The sequence below is a fragment of the Thauera butanivorans genome, assembly GCF_048398245.1.
In the GTDB taxonomy this organism is placed as follows: domain Bacteria; phylum Pseudomonadota; class Gammaproteobacteria; order Burkholderiales; family Rhodocyclaceae; genus Thauera; species Thauera butanivorans.
Genome location: NZ_CP183038.1, coordinates 1,716,738 through 1,737,447 on the forward strand (window position 1 = coordinate 1,716,738; position 20,710 = coordinate 1,737,447).

Genomic DNA, 20,710 nt, shown 5'->3' on the forward strand with positions numbered 1-20,710 from the left:
CCGCACCACCCGAAGAGCCGGCCAGTGCGCCGGCTTTTTCGTGCGCACCACTCACCGAGGCACGCACCGAGGTCCGCAGTCCGTAGCGCCGCCTCCCGACCCGAATACAGCAAGATCACCGCACGATCGCAGCAGTTTCCAGTGGTGAGGTTCAGGTAAGGTTCCGCCAAGGGTGCTCCACCATCGCGAACCCGCACGTTAGATGTGAATTGCGCTCACTTTCGCCGCAGATCGAGGCACGAAAAGCGCAAAAAGTCGCCCACCTGACAGCGAAAAAATCGTAGACTTGTCGCCGGACACCCGCGTCCAGCGAAAACGAAGCCCCGCCCCGAAAGGTCGCGGGGCTTTGTCGTTTACCCCTTCTGTCCCGGAGCGCCCCCACATGAAAAACCGAATTGCGACCGCCGCCAAACCGACCAACCCCGTCCCCTGGCTGTTGGTCACGCTCGACGATGACCCCGAGTACAACGCCAAGATGGCCGCGTTGCTCGAAGAGAGGATCTGCTACATGCGCTGGAACGAAGGCGAGGCGTGCACCCTGCACGGGCTGTCTCGTGCCGCGCTGCAGGCTCTGGCGAACCAGGTGGCGAGCTTCGCCACGGGTCGCCCCGGCTTCGACCTCACCGACCCTTCGGCTGGCCTCCTCGATGCGCTCGAAGCACGCGCCGCCGCAGCGCCCCGACCCGTCGACCCGGACACCGAGCTGACGCTTCAGCACTACTGCATCGATCTGCTTGAGCGCCAGCTGCAACGTGCCCGGCGCCGAGGTGATCCCGTCGAGATCAGCTCCACCACGAACGCCATCCGCGCCCACCGACTGCGGGCCGCAAAGCTCAAGCGCCAGATGGCCGACGACCAGGACGCACAACAGGCCCCGACCGCCGTCGAGCGCGCCGCCCTCGATCCCGCCTTCAACTGAGGAGCACCCATGCAGACCTTGAACGACTTCGACCCCCGTCGAGAAAACGACCCGAACAAGCGCGAGCGATTGCGCCAGATCCAGATTCGCGCCGACCGCATCCCCGACGACGTCTTCAGCGACGACCCCGAGGTGATCCGTCTGCGCGCCCAGCTCGAAGAAGCGATGCGCGCCGAGGAGGCCACCCGCGACGCGCCGATGGCGAGCCCCAAGCAGATCGACGCCGCCATCACGGAGACGCTCGGCACGATCCACCAGGCCGAGAACCGCATCGGCGCCGCTGTGCTCGAGGACATGGCCGACGAGAGCCTGCATTTCCGCACGGCCCGCCTGGCGCACCAGCACCTGGCCGACGCCCGCCTGCGCCTGGAGCTCCTGCAGCTCGCCAAGCAGCAAGCGGCAAGACCAAGATTCCTCACCGATGAACAATCCGCTGCGCGCGAGCACGAGAACCGCACGCGCCGCCAACTGAACGACCACTTGCGCTTGCGCAAGCTGCAGCGCGCCGCCAAGGAGATTTGAACATGAGCATTCGAGGAATCGCGATGGGCGCCATTGGCGGGCTGGGCCGAGGTATCAGTCAGAACGCGCAAGCCGCGATGGCTGAGGAGCAGAAGCGGCGCACGCGCCAGTGGCTGGCAGACATGGAGCGCCAGATACACGCCGAACGCGAGGCCGCCATCGTCGCCCGCCGGCAGAAGCTCATGTCGAGCGTGCCCGAGGATGCAGGCCTGTCGCCACGCGAACGCGCCCAGATGCTCAAGGAAAAGGCGATCGAGGCCAACGACCTGGAATTCGCCCGCCACTTCGATGAGTTCGTCCGTGCATCGAAGGCCGACGAGCGCGACGCCGCGCGCGCGGATCTGGACGAGCGCAAGTTCCAGGCGGACCAGGACTATCGCAACCGCACGTTGAGCATTCAGGAGCAGCGCCTCAACCAGGCCGGTGCCGAGCGCGGACTCTACGAGCGGACCACCGGCATGTCGGGAGGCGCACGCGAGGCTGCACTACGCTCGGAGCTGGCCGCCAAGGTCGCCACCGGCAAAGCGAACGATGCCGAGCGGGCGATGTTCGCCCAGCTGCAGGGCCGCGCCGCCACCGACGCACCGACGGCAGGCTCGAGCTACACGCCGACCGAGGTCAAGAAGTCCGACTATTGGGCCAGCAACCCGCAGGCCGCCGAGCGCGAGATCGAGCGCCAGATTGCCGCGTTGGAGATGGCGAACCCGTGGCTCACACCAGACCAGCTTGAGGAGATGCGCCCACGCATTGCCGCGAAGCTCGGCATCACATACCAGCCGCGCCCGTCGGTAGGTGACCAGCTCAAGGCGATGACCGACCCGCTACGCGCGCCGCAGGACCGAGGCGCCGACCCGCTCGGTCTGTTCCGGTGAGGTGACCAGTGAGCGCCATTCAAGAATTCAAGAAGCAATATCCGGCCTATGCCGCCGTGCCCGACGAGGAACTCGCCGCCGCGCTGCACGCGAAGTTCTACAGCAGCATGCCGCGCGAGGCATTCATGGAGCGCGTCGGGCTGGCCGAGGCCTCGATCCTCGAGCGGGCGTCCGACCTGGGCCTAGACCTTTCGCGCGGTGTGGTGGGCCTGGGCGAGTCGGTGGTCGGTGTGGCCGACCTGCTGACCGGCAACCGCGTCGGCAACGCGCTACGCGACACCCTCGGCTACGACCCCAAGCGCACGAAGGACATCATCGCATCGGGCTACAGCGCCGAACGCCGCCGCGAGAACGCCGCGGTGCAGGATGCAGAGGGCTTCATCGGCACCATCGAAGCGCTGATCGACAACCCGGCCGTCGCGCTGGGCTCGATGGGTGAGAGCGCACCCATGATGCTGGGCAGTGCCGCCGCCGTGCGCGCCGCCGCGGTTCGCATGCTCGGCGCCGCCGGTATCGCACCCGGCACACAGGCCGCCGCCGCCTATCTGCGCCAGCCTGGCGTTGTCGCAAAACTCGCCACCATCGGCAGTGCGGCCGAGGGCGCCACCGCCGCCGGCTCGATCCAGTCGGAAGCCCGTCAGGAAGGCCGCGAATGGAGCGAGTCCGCCCCGTACGCCGTCGCGGGTGGCGTAGGTACTGCCGTGATCGGAAAAGTCGCCTCGCGCCTGCTACCCGACGTCGACGTTGGTCTGGGGGTGGCTGGTCTCGGTGCCGGTGGCCGCACCAGCGCGCTCGAGGCCGCCAAGCAGATCGGCAGGGGCACGATCCAGGAGGGTGTGCTCGAGGAGCTGCCCCAGTCCGCGCAAGAACAGGTGGCGCAGAACCTCGCGATGGGCAAGCCGTGGGATGAGGGCGTGCCGGAAGCCGCGGCGCAAGGCATGGTGGCGGGCCTGGGCATGGGTGCAGGCGGATCTGGTGCCCGGGTGGCACTGGACAGCTACACCGCGCGCACGACCGACGCCACGAGCGGCATGGAGTTCGACCAAGCAGCCATCGAAGCCGCCGCCCGCGCCCAGCTCGACCCGGACATGGCCCAGATGGAGCTGCGCCGCCGCGCCGACGCTGCGCAAGCCGACATTGCCAACGCACAGAACATTTCCAGCGCCGTCGAAGCCTTCGCCAACGCCACCGCCGCGACGAGTGACGACCTCAACCTGGGCACGCTGCAGACCGAGGCCATGATCGGGCAGCGCGAAGCCGCCGCCATCGATCAGGCCGATCTGCTGCGCCGCGCTCAGCTCGCCGCCGGTATCGAGCAGGAAGCGGACCCGCTCGCAGTGCCCACGATGCCGGAGTTCTCGGCAGGCACGGGCTACGGCCAGCCGCTGGACGTGGCACCGCTTGAGCAGATGCCGGCCGGCATGCCGCTGGATCTGCGCTTGCCCGAGCGCGAGCAACCGATTCAACCCGATCGTGCGCCGATCATGCCCGACTTCACCGCTGGCACGGGCTACGGCCAGCAGTCGGAGGTGATGCCGCTCGAGCAGGCGCCGGTAGATCTGCCGCTCGACCGTTCCTATCTGCCAGACCCGGTACCGGAGCAGTTCCCTGTAGCACCCGGCGCCCCGATGCCCGAGCCGCGCCCGCCGGTCGACGTGCCGTATGCCGACACCACCATCGAGCAAGCGCGGGCCGCGATCCAGGCCGACCCGATGCGCCCGAAGACGGCCCAGCTCGAGGGCGAGGGCATCATCGGCACATTCACATCGAAGACCGCCGCCGCCGTGGCCGCGCGCATCGTGAGGAAGACGCTCCCCGACACCCAGCTCGACGTGGTGCAGCAGGGCGAGCGCTGGGCACTGGTGCCGCAGCAAGTGGCGCCGACCACCCAACCATCGGCCGCGCGCCCGTTCGATCACGGTGAGCTCAACATCCCGGGCCGCACCAACGGCATCAACGCCGAGCTCGACCGATGGAAGGCGGACCAGGTCAAGGCCAAGCGCGCGCAGGCCAAGACCGACGCCGCGACGCGCAAAGCCCAAAAGGCCGAGGCGCAGCAGCTGTTCACGCAGTTTGGGCCGGCGATGATCGATCGCTACGCTCCGAAGTTCGGCCGCAAAGAGATCGAGCAAGAGTTCGATTCGATGGTGAAGTGGGAGCCGGCGAAGTTCATCGACTTGGTTCAGCGCTTTGAGCGAGAGGAGAGGGCCGCCGCGCCCGCCGCTGCACCCCAGCGCGAGACGGAGACACCCGACGCCGCGCCCAGCACGCCGGCCACCGCGCCCGCATTCGCACCTGGGCAAACGGCAAAGGGTCGTGACGTGCTCCTCGCGCAGGTCGAGCAACTGAAGACCCGCACAGCGCCCGCCGATCTGGTCAAGGACTACAATGGCCTCAAGGCGCGCATCGCCGACGCCCGCCGCCGCGCCAGCCTGAAGGCCACCAAGCGCGCCGAGGCTACGAAGCTGACCGAGTGGGCGGACAACCAGGACCGCGAGCTTGAGCGGCTTCGCAACGAGATCGGGTTCGTCGAGCTGAAGGCCGGCACCTCGCGGTTCAAGGTGCTGAACACCCCGCAGAACCTCGATGCGTTCGCGCAGAAGCTCAAGAAAGCGCCCGTCGGCCGATGGACGGTGACCGTCAAGCCTGAGGAGATTTACGACAATGTCGAGACCCGACCAGGCACAACCGAAAAGCAGCGTGATGCTGGACGCAGCGCTATTACGGCACTTGTGGACCGAGTCAATGCGCGGTCCGCACGTTCTGGTGGAGGATCCGCCACCGTACTGTGTCACCGCTTGCTGGAATCCTTTTCGGGTACCGGTGGCGCCGATCTTGTCGGCCAGACGGTAAGCAGCGCCGAAGACCTCGCCACCCTGGCGCAGGTCTTCCGAGATCCCCGCTTCGAAACATTCCGCGTTTTCTACACCGACGCATCCGGCGCGATCGTGGGCGAGGCCGCTTACTCCTCACGCCTGCCGGCCGCGGTTCGCCTGCCGAACGACCTCGAGGCGCGCATCAGTGCCGACATGAGCCGCTTCGGCGCTGCGGGCTTCTGGGTGCTGCACAACCACCCCAGCGGACGCGCTACGCCATCCGCTGACGACATCAGTCTCACCCGCGCCATCGCCAGCAACACGCAGGGCTTCCGCGGTCACGTCGTGATCGACTTCAACGAGTACGCCACGATCGACGCCGCGGGTGTGGTGTCGGTCATCCAGGCGCCGCAGCTCAATGGCACCGACTTCTTCGGCAACCCTGAGCGCGACCATGCGATGCTCGGCACGGTGCTGCAGGGCGAGCAGGACGTCGTGAAGGCTGCCAAGGCACTGCAGGTTCCGCAAGGCCACGCCGCGCTGATCCTGACCCGTCGCGATGGCGCGGTGCAGCTGCTGATGGATGTGCCTATGTCGATGCTGCAGGCGCAGACGTCGAAGGGTCTGGGCAAGTTGAAGGGCGCACTGCGGGGCTTTGCGCGTGAGTCTGGCAGCGGTGGCTTCCGCTTCATCGTGCTCCCCGCCGGCGTGTCGCCGCAGTCGCTCACGAAGCTGGTGACGTCCGGGCTGATTACCGACGTCGTGTCAGCCGATGGGACAACCGCGAGCAACTTCGGTGCGTTCTGGACGGGCGATTTTCTCGACCAGAACATGCCGGTGCGGCAGGTGAAGGACGAGACCGAAGAGCGCACGGTCCGCGCGCCGGCCACCCCCTACCAGGCCGGCCAACCCCAGCCGACCACATCGACACCGCCCGCCGAGACCCGCGCCCGCGCATTCCAGCGACGCACACAGGACAAATTCAACCGCTTCACCGTCATCCAGTCCTGGCTGAAGGATCGCGGCATCAACCTGACCGAGCAGGCCGACGTCTATCGGGCCGAGGAGCGCATGCACGGCCGCGCAGCGACCCGCATCGAGGACTTCCGCGAGAAGCGCATGAAGCCGATCGTCGAGAAGATCCGCGCCGCCGGGTTCAGCATGGCCGAGGTGGCCGACTTCCTGCACGCGCAGCATGCTGAGGAGCGAAACGCGCAGATCGCGACGCTGAACAGCGAGATGCCCGATGGTGGATCCGGCATGACCACCGCCGACGCCCGCGCCAAGCTCGCCCGGTACCGCACACAGCCCGAACTCGTGCGCCTCGCGAACGAGTTGCAGGCCATCACGCAGGACACGAAGCGGATCCTGCTCGAGGCCGGCATCATTACTCAGGAGATGGCCGCCGCCTGGGACGCGACCTATCAGCACTATGTCCCGCTCAAAGGCGGACCCGAGGAGGATGCCGCCAACCAGGGCACCGGCCGCGGGCTGACCGTGAAGCAGAAGAACAAGCGCGCGCTGGGCCACGGCACTCGCGAGGAGTGGATCATCGAGAACATTCTCCGTGACCACGAACGGGCCATCCTGCAGGCCGAGAAGAACCGCGTAGGCCAGCACCTCCTCGCGCTCGCCATCGAAGCGGGTCACGAGGATCTGATCACGATCGGCAAGCCCGCCAAGCGGCAGGTGCTGAAGGACACGGTGCATTACGAGGTGCGCTATCACGGCAGCACGGTGGAAGTGTTCCGCAGCCTGGCCGATGCGCAGCGCTTCGTGGGTATCGAGGCGCTGAAGCCTGGCCGCTCCAAGAAGGATTTTGCGATTCAGGCATCGCACGACCTGGACGTGGTGATGATGCCGTCGCCCGTGCTCGAGCCGAACGAGACGCAGGTGCATGTCGATGGACATGCGGTGCGGATCCAGTTCAAGGATGAAGGCCTTGCGCGCGCCTGGAACAACCTGGGCGCGGAATCCTTCAACGTCGTGATGCGAATGGCGCGCGAGGTCAATACCTTCCTCTCGCGCGCCTACACCGGATGGAACCCCGAGTTCATCCTCGTGAACGTGTTCCGCGACCTGGGCACGGGCGTGCTGAACCTGGCGGGTGAGGAGGGCGGACGCTTCGCACTGAACGCGCTGAAGAACTACCCGCGCGCCTTCGCGGAGCTGCTCAAGTACGCCCACACCGGCAACGCCTCGAACTGGATCGCGCAGTACCGGGCCGATGGTGGCACGACGGGCGCCGCGTACTTGAGCGACCTGGAGCGCATCGGCAAGGACGTGCAAGGCGCCTACGACGAGGCCGCGGGCGTGATCCAGACCTGGCGCAACGGCGGCAGCTACCGGGCAGCACGCGCCGCCGTGCGCGAGATACTCGGGCCGTTCGTGCGCTGGATCGAGAAGCTCAACCAGGCCGGTGAAAACGCCATGCGCCTGGCCGCGTACCGCACCGCGGTGGAGATGGGCCAGACCCGCGCCCGCGCCGCCGCGCTCGCCAAGAACGCGACGGTGAACTTCAACCGCAACGGCGAGCTGGGCCAGACCATCGGCAGCCTGTACTTGTTCGCGAACCCGGCCATCCAGGGCACGGCATCGATCGCACACGCGCTGTTCAAGGGCAAGCACAAGCACCAGGCCCAAGCACTCACAGGCGCCATCGTCGCAGCGGGCTACACCATGGCCGCGCTCAACGGTGGCGGGCCGGAGGACGAATACGAGAAGCTGCCCGAGTTCCAGAAGGAGCGGTTCATGCCGATCTGGACCGGCGACGGCTGGGTCAAGATCCCGATTCCGTACGGATACGGCTTCTTCGCGACGATGGGGCGCCAGCTGGCTGCGCTCGAGAAGGGCGAGGATCCGGCCAAGGTGTCGTTGCGCCTGGCGTCTTCCTTCGTGGAGGAGTTCAGCGTGTGGGGCGCCGCCGCCGATCCCGAGGGCGACGAAAAGAACGTGACGTTCCTGCTGCCGACCATCCCGCAGATCGTCATGGCGCCGATCATCAACAAAACGGGCCTGGGTGCGCCGGTCTATCCCGAGTCCCCTTTCGATCAGAGCAAGCCGGACAACCTGAAGATGTGGCGCACGACGCAAGGCGCGGTGTTCCACGACGCCGCCAAGGGTCTGAACGCGCTCACTGGTGGCGATGCGGTGCAGAAGGGCTGGCTCGACATCAGTCCGGAAACGCTGCGCTACCTCTGGACCACCGCGACGGGTGGCACAGGCCGATTCTTCACCGACACCGCCGCGCTGGCGAAGAACCTGGCGGTCGAAGGCCTCGAGGCGCGTGACATCGAGAGCAGGGAAGTGCCGATCGTGCGCAAGTTCGTCGGCCCAGCCAACGACATCCGCGGCGCCCGTGCCCGGTTCTGGGAAGCAGCCGAGGAGGTGCGCGAGGCGCAAGAGGCCTTCGCGCGTGCGAAGAAGCTCGAGGACGTGGCCGAGCGCAACGACCTCGCGCGCCAGATCCAGGCCGAGAACCGCGAGCTGCTGGCGCTGGGCAAGGCACTCGACGCGCGAACCAAGGCCATCAAGCACGAGCGCGACCTGATCGACGCAATCATGGCCGACGAGTCGCGCACCTTGAGCGAGCGCCGCGTGATGGTGCGCGAAGTGGAGGCGCGCGAGCGCAGGCTGTACGACGAGTTCGTGGCCGAGTTCAAGGAGCGCACCCATTGACACCGACCCGCGAGATCTTCCACAAGAAGCTCGACGCGGTGGTGCGCGCCGCCTTTCGCGATGGTTCGGAGCGTGCCATCGCGGACCTTATCAGCGGGCTCGCCTTGTCTTTCGAGCGCGTCCACCTGGACGGGGTGGATGCCGCCGAGGAGTGGGCACCGATCGCCGAATTTGAAACCCGTGAAGCCATCAGGAGGGCAAGACGATGAAGTCGATCAACCAGGCACTGGCCACCCCTTACTTCTCGCTGTGGGCTGCCGCGCTGCAGCTGCTGTTTGAAGATGCGCTCGAGTTCGCCCGCCGAGGTGATGACCGCGCCGGCGAACGCTCGGCCGCCTATCTCGACCTGCTGCGCGCCGGGCCGATGACGCGCCGCCTGTGCCGGCCGGTGGGGCTGGATGCGCGCGACGTGTCGGCGATCTTCCGCCGCCGGCTGCACGAGGAGGTGCCCCAGCTCGCGGAGGCCGCTTAAATGGGCGGGCGCACCTTTGGCATCGTGCTCACCCGCGAGGTGTGCGAGATCGACCCGGTAGAGCGCTACCTCGATCAGTGGCGCCGGCACATGCGCGCATGGAAGGCCGAGGATCATCTGGGTTATCCCTCGCGCTCGCCCGCGTTCCGATCAGGCGGCAGCCGCGGAGAAGACACCTTCGAGGACATGTGCGCCGAAGTCGACAACATGGCCGGCTACGCGATGGAGGCCATCGTCGACGACCTCGAGCCGATGGAGCGGGCCGCGTTGAGTTCGTTCTACCTGGGCACGCAGTTCCCCGGCCGCGACCTTCACCCGCTGCTCGACCGCGCCAAGCAGAAGATCCGCCGCAAACTGCCATCGAGAGGGCTGGTGTGACTTGAACCGCGGCGCGGTTCGCGTATCCTGCGCCGGTGTGGTTCTTGCATTCCACACCCGCCCCTGCTCCGGGGCACCCCGAAGAGCCCCACGCCGTTTCCAGAAAAGCCGGCGTGGGGCTTTTCCCTTTTGGGCGTCGGAATCAACCACCTCACGGGATGTTGGGCAGGATGTGGGGTAGAAACGAAAAACGCGCCGGATGGCGCGTTTTTGCTGGGTATTTGGCGGAGAGGGTGGGATTCGAACCCACGGTAGGCTTGCACCTACGCCTGATTTCGAGTCAGGTACATTCGACCACTCTGCCACCTCTCCGCTCGAAGCTCGGCATTATAGGGTGTTTTACAGCCAAGTAAACGCCGATGGCCGATTTTTTAGGCCGTCGTGGTCTTGGGGGACATCTCTTCCCAGGCCCGCACGGCTTCGGCAGCGTACATCAGGGCCGGCCCGCCGCCCATATAGGTGCACACGGAAAGGGTTTCCATCATCTGCTGGCGGCTGGCACCGAGCCGGATCAGCGCCTTGACGTGGAAGCCGACGCAGGCGTCGCAGCGCTGGGTGACGGCGATCGCAAGGGCGATGAGTTCCTTGTGCAGCTCGGTGAGTTCGCCTTCCTGCAGCGCCCCCTTGGCCATCGCATTGAATCCCTGCATCGTCTCCGGCGCTTCCTTGCGCAGCGTGCCGAGGGCCTTGGTGACGTCGGTGGTGATCTGGACGAAGGACTTGGACATCTCACGGGTTCCTTTATTTAGAATTTAATACAATTCTAATATTAACCTGAAACTGCTGCACGCAACCATCCATCGATGGCTGCAGCGGCTGCGCTCGGGGTGCCGGCCGCTGCGGATCAAACCGAAGGAGAGAAAAGGCTCAGTCGCGGCGCTTGTCGCACTCGATCAGCGCGTAAGCCGAGTGGTTGTGGATCGACTCGAAATTCTCCGACTCGACCACGTAGGCGTCGACCCGCAGCTCGGCATTGAGCAGGGCTGCCACGTCGCGCACCAGGTCTTCGACGAACTTGGGGTTGTCGTAGGCACGCTCGGTGACCCATTTCTCGTCCGGGCGCTTGAGCAGGCCGAAGATTTCGCACGAGGCCTGGCTTTCGACCAGTTGCACCATGTCCTCGATCCACAGGTGGTCGTTGAGCACGGCGGTGACGGTGATGTGCGAGCGCTGGTTGTGCGCGCCGTAGTCGGAGATCTTCTTCGAGCAGGGGCACAGGCTGGTCACCGGCACCACGATCTTCATCGTGAACTCGTAGCGGCCGCCTTCGCGGATCTCGCCGATGAAGGTGACTTCATAGTCCAGCAGGCTGTTCACGCCCGATACCGGCGCGGCCTTGTTGATGAAGTAGGGGAAGCTCATCTCGACGTGGCCGGTCTCCGCTTCGAGGCGTTCGACCATCATGCGCAGCATCGGCTCGAAAGATTCGACCGAGATGTCGCGCTCGTTGGTGTTCAGGATCTCGATGAAGCGCGACATGTGGGTGCCCTTGAAGTTGTGGGGCAGCCCGACGTACATGTTGAAGTTGGCGACGGTGTGCTGGACGCCGCCGGCCTTGTCGCTGACCTTGACGGGGTGGCGGATCGACTTGATGCCGACCTTGTTGATCGCGATCTGCCGGGTGTCCGCGCTGCTCTGGACGTCCGGCATGACGGCGTCGATGGGGGTATTCATGGGCGACTCTCGGGAAAGGCTGCGGAACGGAGGCCGTTCAAGTAAGAAATGCAAGCCTGTTGCAACGAGCCTGCAATCTTAGCTTTCCCGACAAAAATACTCAACTATCGGCCTGATTCACTCCGGCAATGCTGGCGAGGATGCCTGCCTCGTCGAGGCCGGCCGAGGCCAGCAGCTTGGCCTGGTCGCCATGGTCGATGAAGCGGTCGGGCAGGCCGAGGCGCAGCACGCGCGGGCGCGTTGCCAGGGTGTCGACGAAGCGCGAAACCTCGGCGCCGGCACCGCCGATGACGGCGTTCTCCTCGATCGTCACCAGCAGATCGTGGCTGGCGGCGAGCTCGGCGACCAGGGCCTCGTCGAGCGGCTTGACGAAGCGCATGTTGACCACGGTGGCGTCGAGCGTGCCGCCGACGCGTTCGGCGACGTCCACCATGCTGCCCCAGGCGAGCAGGGCGATGCGCCTGCCCTGGCGGCGGACTTCGGCCTTGCCGATCGGCAGCGCGCTCATCTTCGCCTCGGGCTTGACGCCGCGGCCGCTGCCGCGCGGGTAGCGCACGGCGGTCGGCCCGGGGTGCTGGGTGGCGGTGTAGAGCATCTGGCGGCATTCGTTCTCGTCCGCCGGCGCCATCACCACCATGTTGGGGATGCAGGCGAGGTAGGACAGGTCGTAGGCGCCATGGTGGGTCGCGCCGTCGGCGCCGACCAGGCCGCCGCGATCGATGGCGAACACCACCGGCAGGTTCTGCAGCGCAACGTCGTGGATGAGCTGGTCGTAGGCCCGCTGCAGGAAGGTGGAATAGATCGCCACCACCGGCACGAAGCCTTCACAGGCCATGCCGGCAGCGAAAGTCACCGCGTGCTGCTCGGCGATGCCGACGTCGAAATAGCGCTTCGGGTATTCCTCGGCAAAGCGCACCAGGCCGGAGCCTTCGCGCATCGCGGGCGTGATGCCGACGATGCGCGGGTCGATCGCCGCAATGTCGCACAGCCAGTCGCCGAACACTTGGGTGTAGGTCGGCTTGCCGCTGCTCTTGCCGGTCTGGATGCCTGCGGTGTGATCGAACTTGGAGACGCCGTGATACAGGATGGGATCGGCCTCGGCAAGCTTGTAGCCCTGGCCCTTCTTCGTCACCACATGCAGGAACTGCGGTCCTTTCAGCCGCTTCAGGTTCTGCAGCGTCGGGATCAGCGCGTCCAGGTCGTGGCCGTCGATCGGGCCGTAGTAGTGGAAGCCGAATTCCTCGAACAGGGTGCCGGGGCTGATCATGCCCTTGGCGTATTCCTCGACCTTGCGCGCCAGTTCGGCGACCGGCGGCGCCATGCCCAGCACCTTCTCGCCGACGCGGCGGGCGGTGTTGTAGGTCGAGCCCGACAGCATGCGGGCGAGGATCCTGGTCAGCGCGCCGACCGGCGGCGAGATCGACATCTCGTTGTCGTTGAGGATCACCAGCAGGTCGATGCCCTCGATGTCGCCGGCGTTGTTCAGCGCCTCGAAAGCCATGCCGGCCGACATCGCGCCGTCGCCGATCACGGCGATGGCGTGGCGGTCTTCCTTCTTGTTGCGGGCGGCTACCGCCATGCCGAGCGCGGCCGAGATCGAAGTCGAGGAATGCGCGGTGCCGAAGGTGTCGTATTCGCTCTCGCAGCGCCGCGGAAAGCCCGAGATGCCGCCCCAGTGGCGCAGGCCGGCCATCGCCTCGCGGCGGCCGGTGAGCACCTTGTGGCCGTAGGTCTGGTGGCCGACGTCCCACACGATGCGGTCGTACGGCGTGTTGAAGACACAGTGCAGCGCGATCGAGAGCTCGACGGTACCCAGGTTGGACGACAGGTGGCCGCCCGTCCTGGAGACGGATTCGATCAGGAAGGCGCGCAGTTCGTCGGCAACGGTGCCGAGTTCGCGGCGGTCGAGGGCGCGAAGGTCGGCGGGGGAGCTGATGCGTTCCAGGGTGGGGTAGGCCATGTGCTGTCCGATGCAGAATCGTTGTTGTCGTGGGCGGCGGGCGTCGTCGAGCCTTGCGCCTCAGAAGGCGCGATGCACGATGTAGTCGGCCAGCGACTCGAGGCGCCCGGCGGCATCGCCGAAAGGCTGCAGCGTCGCCCGCGCGTCGGCCAGCATGTCCTCGGCGAGGCGCCTGGCCTCGCTCAGCCCCAGCAGGCTGACGTAGGTCGGTTTGTCGTTGTCGGCATCCTTGCCGGCGGTCTTGCCCAGCGTGGCGGTATCGGCTTCGGCGTCGAGGATGTCATCCACCACCTGGAACAGCAGCCCGACCACCTTGGCGTAATGATCCAGGCGCTGCATGTCGGCCTCGTCCAGCGCGCGCCCGGCATGCGCACCCAGCAGCACCGAGGCGCGGATCAGCGCACCGGTCTTGTGGATGTGCATGAACTCCAGCTCTTCGCGGCTCAGCTGGAGGCCGACCGAAGCCAGGTCGATGGCCTGGCCGCCGGCCATGCCGCGCGAGCCCGATGCGGTGGCGAGCATGCAGACCATCTTCAACTGCGTCGCGGCATCGTCGGCCACCGGCGCATCCGCCAGGGCCTGGAAGGCGAGTGTCTGCAGCGCGTCGCCGACCAGCAGCGCGGTGGCTTCGTCGTATTCGACGTGCACCGTCGGCTTGCCGCGGCGCAGCACGTCGTTGTCCATGCACGGCATGTCGTCATGGACCAGCGAATAGGCGTGGATCAGCTCGACGGCGCAGGACACGCGATCCAGCCGTTCCGCCGGGGCGCCGGCCAGTTCGCCCGCGGCTTGCGCCAGCAGCGGGCGCACCCGCTTGCCGCCGCCCAGCACCGCGTAGCGCATCGCCTGGTGCAGGCGCCGGGGGGCGAGGTCGGCGCCGGGCAGCAGCGCCTCGAGCGCCTGTTCGGTGCGCTGCTGGATGAGTCCCATCCAGTCCTGGAACGAGGGGCTGCCGTTCATTGCGTGCTGTCTCCGCCGGCAAAGTCGGCAAGCGTCTCGCCTTCGAGGACTTTCACTCGCTGTTCGGCGTCGGCCAGGGTTTCCTGGCAGTAGCGCAGCAGGCCGACACCGCGCTGGTAGCGCGCGAGCGCGTCTTCGAGCGGCAGCTTGCCGGATTCCATTTCCTGCACGATGGCTTCAAGCTCGGAAACCGCGGCTTCGAAGGATTTGGGAGAGGTCGCCGACTTTGGCATGGATGAATAATCTGGCGCGGCAAAAGCGGGAAAATAACCGATCGCAGGTCTGGCGGTCAAACAGGGGCTGGCTTACACTAACCCGTTTATTTTTCCGGATTTCTTGTCCGCAAGGGAGGTTCGGGGATGTCCGACGCCGCTTCCAAAGCCCAACTGGCCCAGGCGGTTTCCCAACTGCCTGTCTCATGGTACTTCGACCAGAAGGTGTTCGAACTGGAGAAAAAGCTCCTCTTCGATGCCGGGCCGGGGTACGTCGGCCACGAGCTGATGGTGCCTGAAGTCGGCAACTACCGCTCGCTCGAATGGCTCGACCATTCCAAGCTGCTGTTCCGCACCGAGGCCGGCATCCACCAGATGTCCAACGTCTGCCGCCACCGCCAGGCCATCATGCTGCAGGGCAGCGGCAGCACCGAGCACGTCGTCTGCCCGGTGCACCGCTGGACCTACAACCAGCAGGGCGAACTGATCGGCGCGCCGCACTTCGCTGAGAAACCCTGCCTCGGCCTCAAGCGCGACGCGCTCGAAAACTGGCGCGGCCTGCTGTTCAAGGGCCCGCGCTCGGCCAATGCCGACCTCGCCGGCATGACGGTGGCGCCGGCGCTGGACTTCTCCGGCTACAAGCTCGACCACGTCGAAATCCACCAGTGCAACTACAACTGGAAGACCTTCATCGAGGTCTATCTGGAGGACTACCACGTCGTGCCCTTCCACCCCGGGCTGGGCAACTTCGTCACCTGTGACGACCTGAGCTGGCAGTTCGGCGACTGGTATTCGGTGCAGCAGGTCGGCATCACCTCGCTGGCCAAGCCGGGTTCGGCGACCTACGCCAAGTGGCACCAGGCGGTGCTCGACTACTACGGCGAACACAAGCCCGAGCGCGGGGCGATCTGGCTCACCTACTACCCCAATGTCATGGTGGAGTGGTATCCGCACGTGCTGGTCGTCAGCACCCTGATCCCGACCGACGTCGATCGCACCACCAACGTCGTCGAGTTCTACTACCCGGAAGACATCGTCGAGTTCGAGCGCGAGTTCGTCGAGGCCGAGCAGGCCGCCTACATGGAAACCGCCATCGAGGACGACGACATCGCCGAACGCATGGACCGCGGCCGCCTCGCGCTGATGAAGGAAGGGCGCAATGAAGTCGGCCCCTACCAGTCGCCCTACGAGGACGGCATGCAGCACTTCCACGAGTTCTACCGGCGGATCATGGAACCGCATCTCTGAGACCCCGGCGACGGGGCCGGCCGGTGGCTGTTTCAGCGGTAAGCCGCCGCCGGCTCCTGCACGCCGCTGCCTGCCTGGCTGACGACGCGGGCGCGCAGCCAACGGGCGAATTCGGCTTCGTCGATGGTGCCGTCGGCCAGGCCGAGATATTGCGGATAAAGCTCCAGATCGTTGGCTTCCAGCGTGCCGCCATTGAGTTCGATGAAAACTTCGCATGCCACCGCGACAGTGCGCTTGTTGCCGTCTACGAACGGATGATTGCGTGCGAGGCCGAAAGCGAGGCTGGCTGCGAGATCGGCCAAGTCCGGCGGTGGTTCCCCGTAAGCATGGAGTTGCTGTGGTCGGGCCAGTGCGGAGTCGAGCAAGGTGTCGTCGCGCACGCCGCCGGCGCCCCCATGCTCTGCCAGTTGGCGGTCGTGAATGGCCAGTGCCAGTGGTCTGCTGATCCAGACGATCATGATTTTCGCCTGCTCACTGGGCGAGTTTGTGCAGCAGGGTCCTGCGCTTGCGCATGATCTGTTCCGCCACCGCCATCTGCTCGGCCAGGGTCGGATCGTAGGCAACCAGCTTGATCCCGTCGGGCGTTTCCAGCGCGTACAGTTCGTCGCCCTTCTCGAGACGCAGGTGGGCCAGCAACTCCTTGGGCAGGATGACGCCGGCGGAGTTGCCGATGCTGGTGATCTTGAGCTTCATGGCGAGCCTCGTGTGGGATGGATGTTATAACGGATGTTATCACTCCATTTCGACATCCTGGTAGATGTCAGCAATCGGCAGTGCGGTTTCCAGGCAGTCGAGCCAGACTTCATCCTGCTCATGGTATGTCGGTTGCCAAGCCTCCGAGCGGCGATAAATTTCCACCCGCATCGTGTCTTGCTCGATCAACAGATAGGCTCGAAGGCTGGGGAGGGACTGGTAGGCAAGCAGCTTTTCCCGGCGGTCGATGCGGGCCGTCGATTCGGACAGCACTTCGGCGATCAGGCAGGGGAAACGCCTGAAATACGCTTCTCGGTCCTGTGGGTCGCACGAAACCAGCAGATCGGGGTAGTAGAAGACGGTCTTGCCGCCGATCTCCAGCCTGACTTTCATGTCCGAAGTGAAAAGCTGGCACTGCTTGCGCCGGGCCGCGGGAGTCAGGGCATAGGCCAGGGCATTGACGATCAGACCATGCCGGTCACTGGCGCCAGTCATCGCATACACCTGTCCATCGATGTATTCGTGCCGCACTTCACTGCACTGTTCGCCGGCCAGATACTCTTCGGCGCTGATGAATCGGCCCGATACGCTCACGGCAGTCATGGCTGAACCTCGTAGAAAGCTACTCAAGCAGTCTACAACAAGGCTGGTGAAGCGCAGATGCTGCTGGATGGCGGTGGTTGCTGCTGCTTGCCGGGCAGTCAGCGATCGGACGAAGCCCAAGGCAGCGCAGGCGCCACCAGCCGCTTGCCGCCATCCCCCGGAACGCAGCCGAAGCGCGCCGCACCCGACTCCCAGTCGGCCTGGGCCTGGGCGACGTAGTCGCGGTCGTGGCCGACGAAGTTCCACCACATCGTGACGTCGCGCCCGAACGGAGCGCCGCCCACCAGCAGCGCGCGGCTGTCGGCGGCGAACCCGAGGTCGAGGCGGTCTTGCCCCGGGCCGAGATAGGCGAATTCATTCTCGGCCAGGCGCTCGCCAGCCACCGACACCCCGCCTTCCAGCGCCAGCACACCGTACTCGAAGCCGGGCTCCAGCGCCACCGTGGTCGTGCCGCCCCCGGCGGATGCGAGGTCCATTCCCAGCAGCGGCGTGAAGACCCGCGTGGGCGCCTGGTGTTCCGCGTAGCGGCCTGCCAGCAGCGTACAGGCCACGCCGTCCTGCGACCAGTTCGGCAGCACAGGATGATGCTCGAATGCGGCGGCGGTATCCGCATGCTCCGGCGGCAGCGCGATCCATAGCTGGGCCGCGTGCAGCCTTTCTTCCCCCGGCAGCGAATCCTCGGTATGCACGATGCCGGTCCCGGCGGTCATCAGATTGACCTGGCCGGGCTGGATCACCTGTTCGCTGCCGAGGCTGTCGCGGTGCAGGATGCGGCCCTCGATCATCCAGGTGAAAGTCTGCAGACAGGTATGCGGGTGGGCGCCCACGTGCATGCCCTGGCCGGCGCCGAAACTCACCGGACCGATGTGGTCGAGAAAACACCACGCCCCCACCATCCGGCGCTGGCGCGTGGGCAGGGCGCGGAAGATGGCCAGGCCTTCGCCGATTTCGGCTTTCCGCAGTGAAATGCGTTCGATCGTGCTCATGGGGACAGTCAGGCCGTGCGGTGGGGGATGGCTGTACTGTAGTGCGGGGGATGGGAAAGGCCAAGTAGGGCGAGCAGCTTGCATCAAGTGTTCCCAATGGCATAATCCGCCAATCCAATGACGTTGTACTCTCATGTCCTCCACGCCCTACGTCGGCCTGTACAAGCAGCTCTTCTCGCACCCGGCGATGGTCGAGCGCTGCTGCGCGGCTTCGTCCATGAGGACGGGGTGGCGCAGGTCGACTTCAGTACTTTGGAAAAAACCAACGGCCACTACGTCAGCGAAGAACTGCTGCAGCGCAGCGACGACATCCTGTGCGCGTGCGCCTGAACCTGTCCGATGATCCGGTCATCCTCGAGACGACCCGGGCGCTGATCCAGCTTCTCAAAGCACCGGCTTCGACAGCCTGCGCCGCGCCTTTACGGTGTTCTACCAGCAAACTGTCCTGTCGAAACTGAATTCGGGCCAGACGACTCAAATGCCCAACGATATGCAGGAGATCGACACCATGCCTGCCGAACGTACCGACGAATGGCTCGACGGCATCCGCCGAGAGCGCGCGCTCAAGGGGGAACAGAAAGGGTGCGCGGAGGGACGTCAAGAGGGACGGCAGGAAGGTCGCCGGGAAGGCACGCAGAGCGAAGCAGCCCGGATATTGGGTCTTCAATCACGGCTGCGTTTTGGCACACTGCCCGATTGGGCGGAAGCTCGGCTGGCGCAGGCGCCGCTGGAGCAGTTGGAAGGCTGGATCGAGGCGGTGCTGACGGCGGAGAGCCTGGAAGGGGTGATCGGGCCGGAAGGGTGACACGCCGAGTACGGCGTTGATTGTATTCAGATTGGTAGTGGCCAGTCGTGCAATGACAATACGACTTTGGGCACCGAAGACCTCCTCATCCTTTTCAGCACTGGCGATCGGTTTGGAAAGCTGATTCCTGGCATCGATCTGATCGCATATCCAAACTTTGACTTGCCCCCGTCCGAGCGCGGTTTGTGGCCATTCAGTCGTTCGATTTCAGCGAAAATCGGCCGTCCGAAAATACGTAGCCGATTCCCAATGGATCGCGTGGAAAGTCCTCCAGCACCCCGGCTTCGATCAACTCGCCGGGGTTCTGCAAGGGGTTGCCATGCTGCTGTTCGAAGGCGGTTTGTGCGTCTTCCAGTATTTTCAGGCCCTCCAGCCGCTCGATGCGACGTGCCAGCATGGTGCGCAGGCGCTCGTCGGTACTGAGTTCGTGTTCGTGGCGGAGGAAGGCCAGCGCGGCTTCGGTTTCGCGGAAGGTGCCGGCTTGCTGCATCAGGCCGATGCGCCGGAAGGATGCTGCCTGCTCGGGCGAGCGGGCGCGCTCTGCGGCCTGTTCCAGCGCCACGCGTGCAGCCGGGCCATCCTTGAGCATGCTGCCCAATGCCAGCCCCAGATAGAAGGGCGGGAATGCATCCCAGCTACGGCAGGCCGCGGCGCGGCGCAGGACGTCGATCCCCTGGGCCGGCGCGCCGCCCCATGTCAGCAAGGCATTGGCAGTGGCAAACGCATCCTCGTGGCAGGGGTTCAAGCGCGTCGCGGCATCATAAGCGCGCACGCGGTAGGCGCCTTCGGCCGGGGTGTCTGTGTCGTCGTCCAAGCCGGTGGTCATCACGCGGAAAGTCTCGACGTTGGCGGCAAGGTAGCGGTCACCGCCGCTCAGCGCTACCTGCAGGGCGGGTGGCAGCACTACCCTGTCCTGTGCGGCAACCTGCTGCGGACGGTGGAAGCCCGGCGGAAAATGCGCTTGCAGGCCCCAGAACGCTGCCACCAGCAGTAGCGCGGCGAGGAGCAGGGAGGCATGTGGCAGGGAGGCGTGTCGCTGGTGATGGCGGCGTGCAGGCATGTTCGGCCCCTGCATGTCAGGCGAAATGCCGGCGTGATAGCAGCCACTGTGCCAGCATCAGCATCGCCAGTGCGTACAGCATGGCGATACCGGCCTGGACTGCCCAATGCGACTGCAACAGCGACCATTGCCCATAGAGGGCGATCTGGCGCACGTCCAGCACCGCCAGATCCGGCAGCAGGTAGCCGAGCAGGCCGAGGGAGTCGTGATAGGCGCGGGCGTCGCCGACCAGGCTGGCATCCGAGCGCAGCAGCGCCATGATGCTGGAGTAGGAACGCGCCAGCAGCATGAAGCCGAGGCCGCCGATCAGCACGAAACTCGGGGTTGCCACGACCACGGCAAGCAAGGTGCCGAGCGCCAGCACCACGCAAAGATCCACCAGCATCAAGGCCAGCGTGAACAGGTAGGGGCTGCCGAGCGCCACCGGTGTTGCCTGCTCATAGTCGAGCGCCAGCCAGTGTACGCCGCCGGCCAGCGCCAGCCCTAGCACGCAGGCCAGCAAGCCCAACAACGTGAGTATCGCCAGCAGGCGGCCGAGCAGAAAACGCGCGCGTGCGCGCGGGTAGGTCAGCGAGCTCAGAAAGAAGCGGCGCTCGAATTCGCGCGCCAGCAGTTCCTGCAACATCAGCAGGCCGAGCACTGGCAGGCCGAGCCGCATCACCGACAGGCCGACGTCCAGTGCGACGGTGGCTGGCTGGCGGCCGCTGAACTGCGCCGCCACCCAGCCTGCGGCCAGCATCAAAATCAGCAGCCAGGCAGCCATTAATAAGAAGCGGTGGCGAAGGGCCAGGCGAAAGGCGATCTTCGCATCAGCGATCATTGTCGTTAAGCCAAGAAGATCTATGGTGAATA

General features: G+C 65.7%; 20 protein-coding genes and 1 tRNA gene. 9 read left to right on the forward strand and 12 right to left on the reverse strand.

Annotation, left to right across the window (positions count from 1 at the left end):
* The first annotated feature begins 382 nt into the window (after nucleotides 1-382).
* Genes ACNQFN_RS08275 through ACNQFN_RS08305 form a run of 7 tightly spaced genes read left to right on the forward strand, consistent with a single transcriptional unit; the run spans nucleotide 383 to nucleotide 9,657 of the window.
* Nucleotides 383-919 carry a hypothetical protein gene (locus tag ACNQFN_RS08275; RefSeq protein ID WP_418648515.1) on the forward strand — a complete coding sequence of 179 codons (537 nt, stop codon included), beginning with the start codon at nucleotides 383-385 and terminating at the stop codon, nucleotides 917-919.
* 9 nt (nucleotides 920-928) lie between these two features.
* Nucleotides 929-1,441, forward strand: coding sequence for a hypothetical protein (locus ACNQFN_RS08280; protein WP_418648516.1), 513 nt, complete (start codon nucleotides 929-931; stop codon nucleotides 1,439-1,441).
* Nucleotides 1,442-1,443: 2 nt separating this feature from the next.
* Nucleotides 1,444-2,313 (forward strand): hypothetical protein, encoded by an 870-nt coding sequence (locus ACNQFN_RS08285; RefSeq protein WP_418648517.1) that lies wholly within the window; start codon nucleotides 1,444-1,446, stop codon nucleotides 2,311-2,313.
* A gap of 8 nt (nucleotides 2,314-2,321) precedes the next feature.
* Nucleotides 2,322-8,807, forward strand: coding sequence for an LPD38 domain-containing protein (locus ACNQFN_RS08290; protein WP_418648518.1), 6,486 nt, complete (start codon nucleotides 2,322-2,324; stop codon nucleotides 8,805-8,807).
* Entirely contained in the window at nucleotides 8,804-9,016 is a 213-nt protein-coding gene (locus ACNQFN_RS08295; RefSeq protein ID WP_418648519.1) for a hypothetical protein, read from the forward strand. Before ACNQFN_RS08290 ends, ACNQFN_RS08295 begins: the two co-directional genes overlap by 4 nt.
* Nucleotides 9,013-9,279 carry a hypothetical protein gene (locus ACNQFN_RS08300; RefSeq protein ID WP_418648520.1) on the forward strand — a complete coding sequence of 89 codons (267 nt, stop codon included), beginning with the start codon at nucleotides 9,013-9,015 and terminating at the stop codon, nucleotides 9,277-9,279. The genes ACNQFN_RS08295 and ACNQFN_RS08300 overlap by 4 nt, the downstream gene beginning before the upstream one ends.
* Nucleotides 9,280-9,657, forward strand: coding sequence for a hypothetical protein (locus ACNQFN_RS08305; RefSeq protein WP_418648521.1), 378 nt, complete (start codon nucleotides 9,280-9,282; stop codon nucleotides 9,655-9,657). It abuts the gene before it with no gap.
* Nucleotides 9,658-9,879: 222 nt separating this feature from the next.
* Here ACNQFN_RS08305 and ACNQFN_RS08310 read toward each other — a convergent pair.
* The 6 genes from ACNQFN_RS08310 to ACNQFN_RS08335 form a co-directional block, all read right to left on the reverse strand.
* A tRNA-Ser gene (locus ACNQFN_RS08310) sits at nucleotides 9,880-9,969 on the reverse strand.
* Nucleotides 9,970-10,028: 59 nt separating this feature from the next.
* The gene (locus ACNQFN_RS08315; RefSeq protein ID WP_068634772.1) at nucleotides 10,029-10,385 is read right to left on the reverse strand and encodes a carboxymuconolactone decarboxylase family protein; all 357 of its coding nucleotides are present in this window, start codon (nucleotides 10,383-10,385) and stop codon (nucleotides 10,029-10,031) included.
* 139 nt (nucleotides 10,386-10,524) lie between these two features.
* Complete coding sequence (gene folE2, locus ACNQFN_RS08320; protein WP_068634771.1) at nucleotides 10,525-11,331, reverse strand: GTP cyclohydrolase FolE2; 807 nt, start codon at nucleotides 11,329-11,331, stop codon at nucleotides 10,525-10,527.
* Between the two features lie 100 nt (nucleotides 11,332-11,431).
* Nucleotides 11,432-13,291, reverse strand: coding sequence for a 1-deoxy-D-xylulose-5-phosphate synthase (gene dxs, locus ACNQFN_RS08325; RefSeq protein WP_418648522.1), 1,860 nt, complete (start codon nucleotides 13,289-13,291; stop codon nucleotides 11,432-11,434).
* Between the two features lie 60 nt (nucleotides 13,292-13,351).
* Entirely contained in the window at nucleotides 13,352-14,251 is a 900-nt protein-coding gene (locus ACNQFN_RS08330; protein WP_418648523.1) for a polyprenyl synthetase family protein, read from the reverse strand.
* Nucleotides 14,248-14,484: an exodeoxyribonuclease VII small subunit gene (locus tag ACNQFN_RS08335; RefSeq protein ID WP_263459921.1), complete on the reverse strand. Its 237-nt coding sequence runs from the start codon at nucleotides 14,482-14,484 to the stop codon at nucleotides 14,248-14,250. The genes ACNQFN_RS08330 and ACNQFN_RS08335 overlap by 4 nt, the downstream gene beginning before the upstream one ends.
* Nucleotides 14,485-14,610: 126 nt before the next feature.
* Here ACNQFN_RS08335 and ACNQFN_RS08340 point away from each other — a divergent pair, with 126 nt between their 5' ends.
* Complete coding sequence (locus ACNQFN_RS08340; protein WP_418648524.1) at nucleotides 14,611-15,711, forward strand: aromatic ring-hydroxylating oxygenase subunit alpha; 1,101 nt, start codon at nucleotides 14,611-14,613, stop codon at nucleotides 15,709-15,711.
* A 32-nt stretch (nucleotides 15,712-15,743) separates the two neighbouring features.
* Here the strand turns inward: ACNQFN_RS08340 and ACNQFN_RS08345 are convergent, their stop codons facing one another.
* The 4 genes from ACNQFN_RS08345 to ACNQFN_RS08360 form a co-directional block, all read right to left on the reverse strand.
* Nucleotides 15,744-16,169 (reverse strand): type II toxin-antitoxin system death-on-curing family toxin, encoded by a 426-nt coding sequence (locus ACNQFN_RS08345; RefSeq protein WP_418648525.1) that lies wholly within the window; start codon nucleotides 16,167-16,169, stop codon nucleotides 15,744-15,746.
* A 13-nt stretch (nucleotides 16,170-16,182) separates the two neighbouring features.
* Nucleotides 16,183-16,404 (reverse strand): AbrB/MazE/SpoVT family DNA-binding domain-containing protein, encoded by a 222-nt coding sequence (locus ACNQFN_RS08350; protein WP_341645350.1) that lies wholly within the window; start codon nucleotides 16,402-16,404, stop codon nucleotides 16,183-16,185.
* A gap of 39 nt (nucleotides 16,405-16,443) precedes the next feature.
* Nucleotides 16,444-17,007 (reverse strand): Uma2 family endonuclease, encoded by a 564-nt coding sequence (locus ACNQFN_RS08355; protein ID WP_418648526.1) that lies wholly within the window; start codon nucleotides 17,005-17,007, stop codon nucleotides 16,444-16,446.
* 98 nt (nucleotides 17,008-17,105) lie between these two features.
* Nucleotides 17,106-17,993 (reverse strand): pirin family protein, encoded by an 888-nt coding sequence (locus ACNQFN_RS08360; RefSeq protein ID WP_418648527.1) that lies wholly within the window; start codon nucleotides 17,991-17,993, stop codon nucleotides 17,106-17,108.
* Nucleotides 17,994-18,417: 424 nt separating this feature from the next.
* Between ACNQFN_RS08360 and ACNQFN_RS08365 the strand changes: the two genes are divergently transcribed.
* Nucleotides 18,418-18,798 carry a hypothetical protein gene (locus ACNQFN_RS08365; protein WP_418648528.1) on the forward strand — a complete coding sequence of 127 codons (381 nt, stop codon included), beginning with the start codon at nucleotides 18,418-18,420 and terminating at the stop codon, nucleotides 18,796-18,798.
* Nucleotides 18,799-18,991: 193 nt separating this feature from the next.
* On the opposite strand, the gene ACNQFN_RS08370 is transcribed toward ACNQFN_RS08365, so the two are convergent.
* Together ACNQFN_RS08370 and ACNQFN_RS08375 are read right to left on the reverse strand one after the other, a co-directional pair.
* A complete protein-coding gene (locus ACNQFN_RS08370) occupies nucleotides 18,992-19,858 on the reverse strand; it encodes a hypothetical protein (RefSeq protein WP_418648529.1) in 867 nt (288 codons plus the stop codon).
* A gap of 16 nt (nucleotides 19,859-19,874) precedes the next feature.
* Complete coding sequence (locus ACNQFN_RS08375) at nucleotides 19,875-20,678, reverse strand: hypothetical protein (protein WP_418648530.1); 804 nt, start codon at nucleotides 20,676-20,678, stop codon at nucleotides 19,875-19,877.
* Nucleotides 20,679-20,710: the final 32 nt, after the last annotated feature.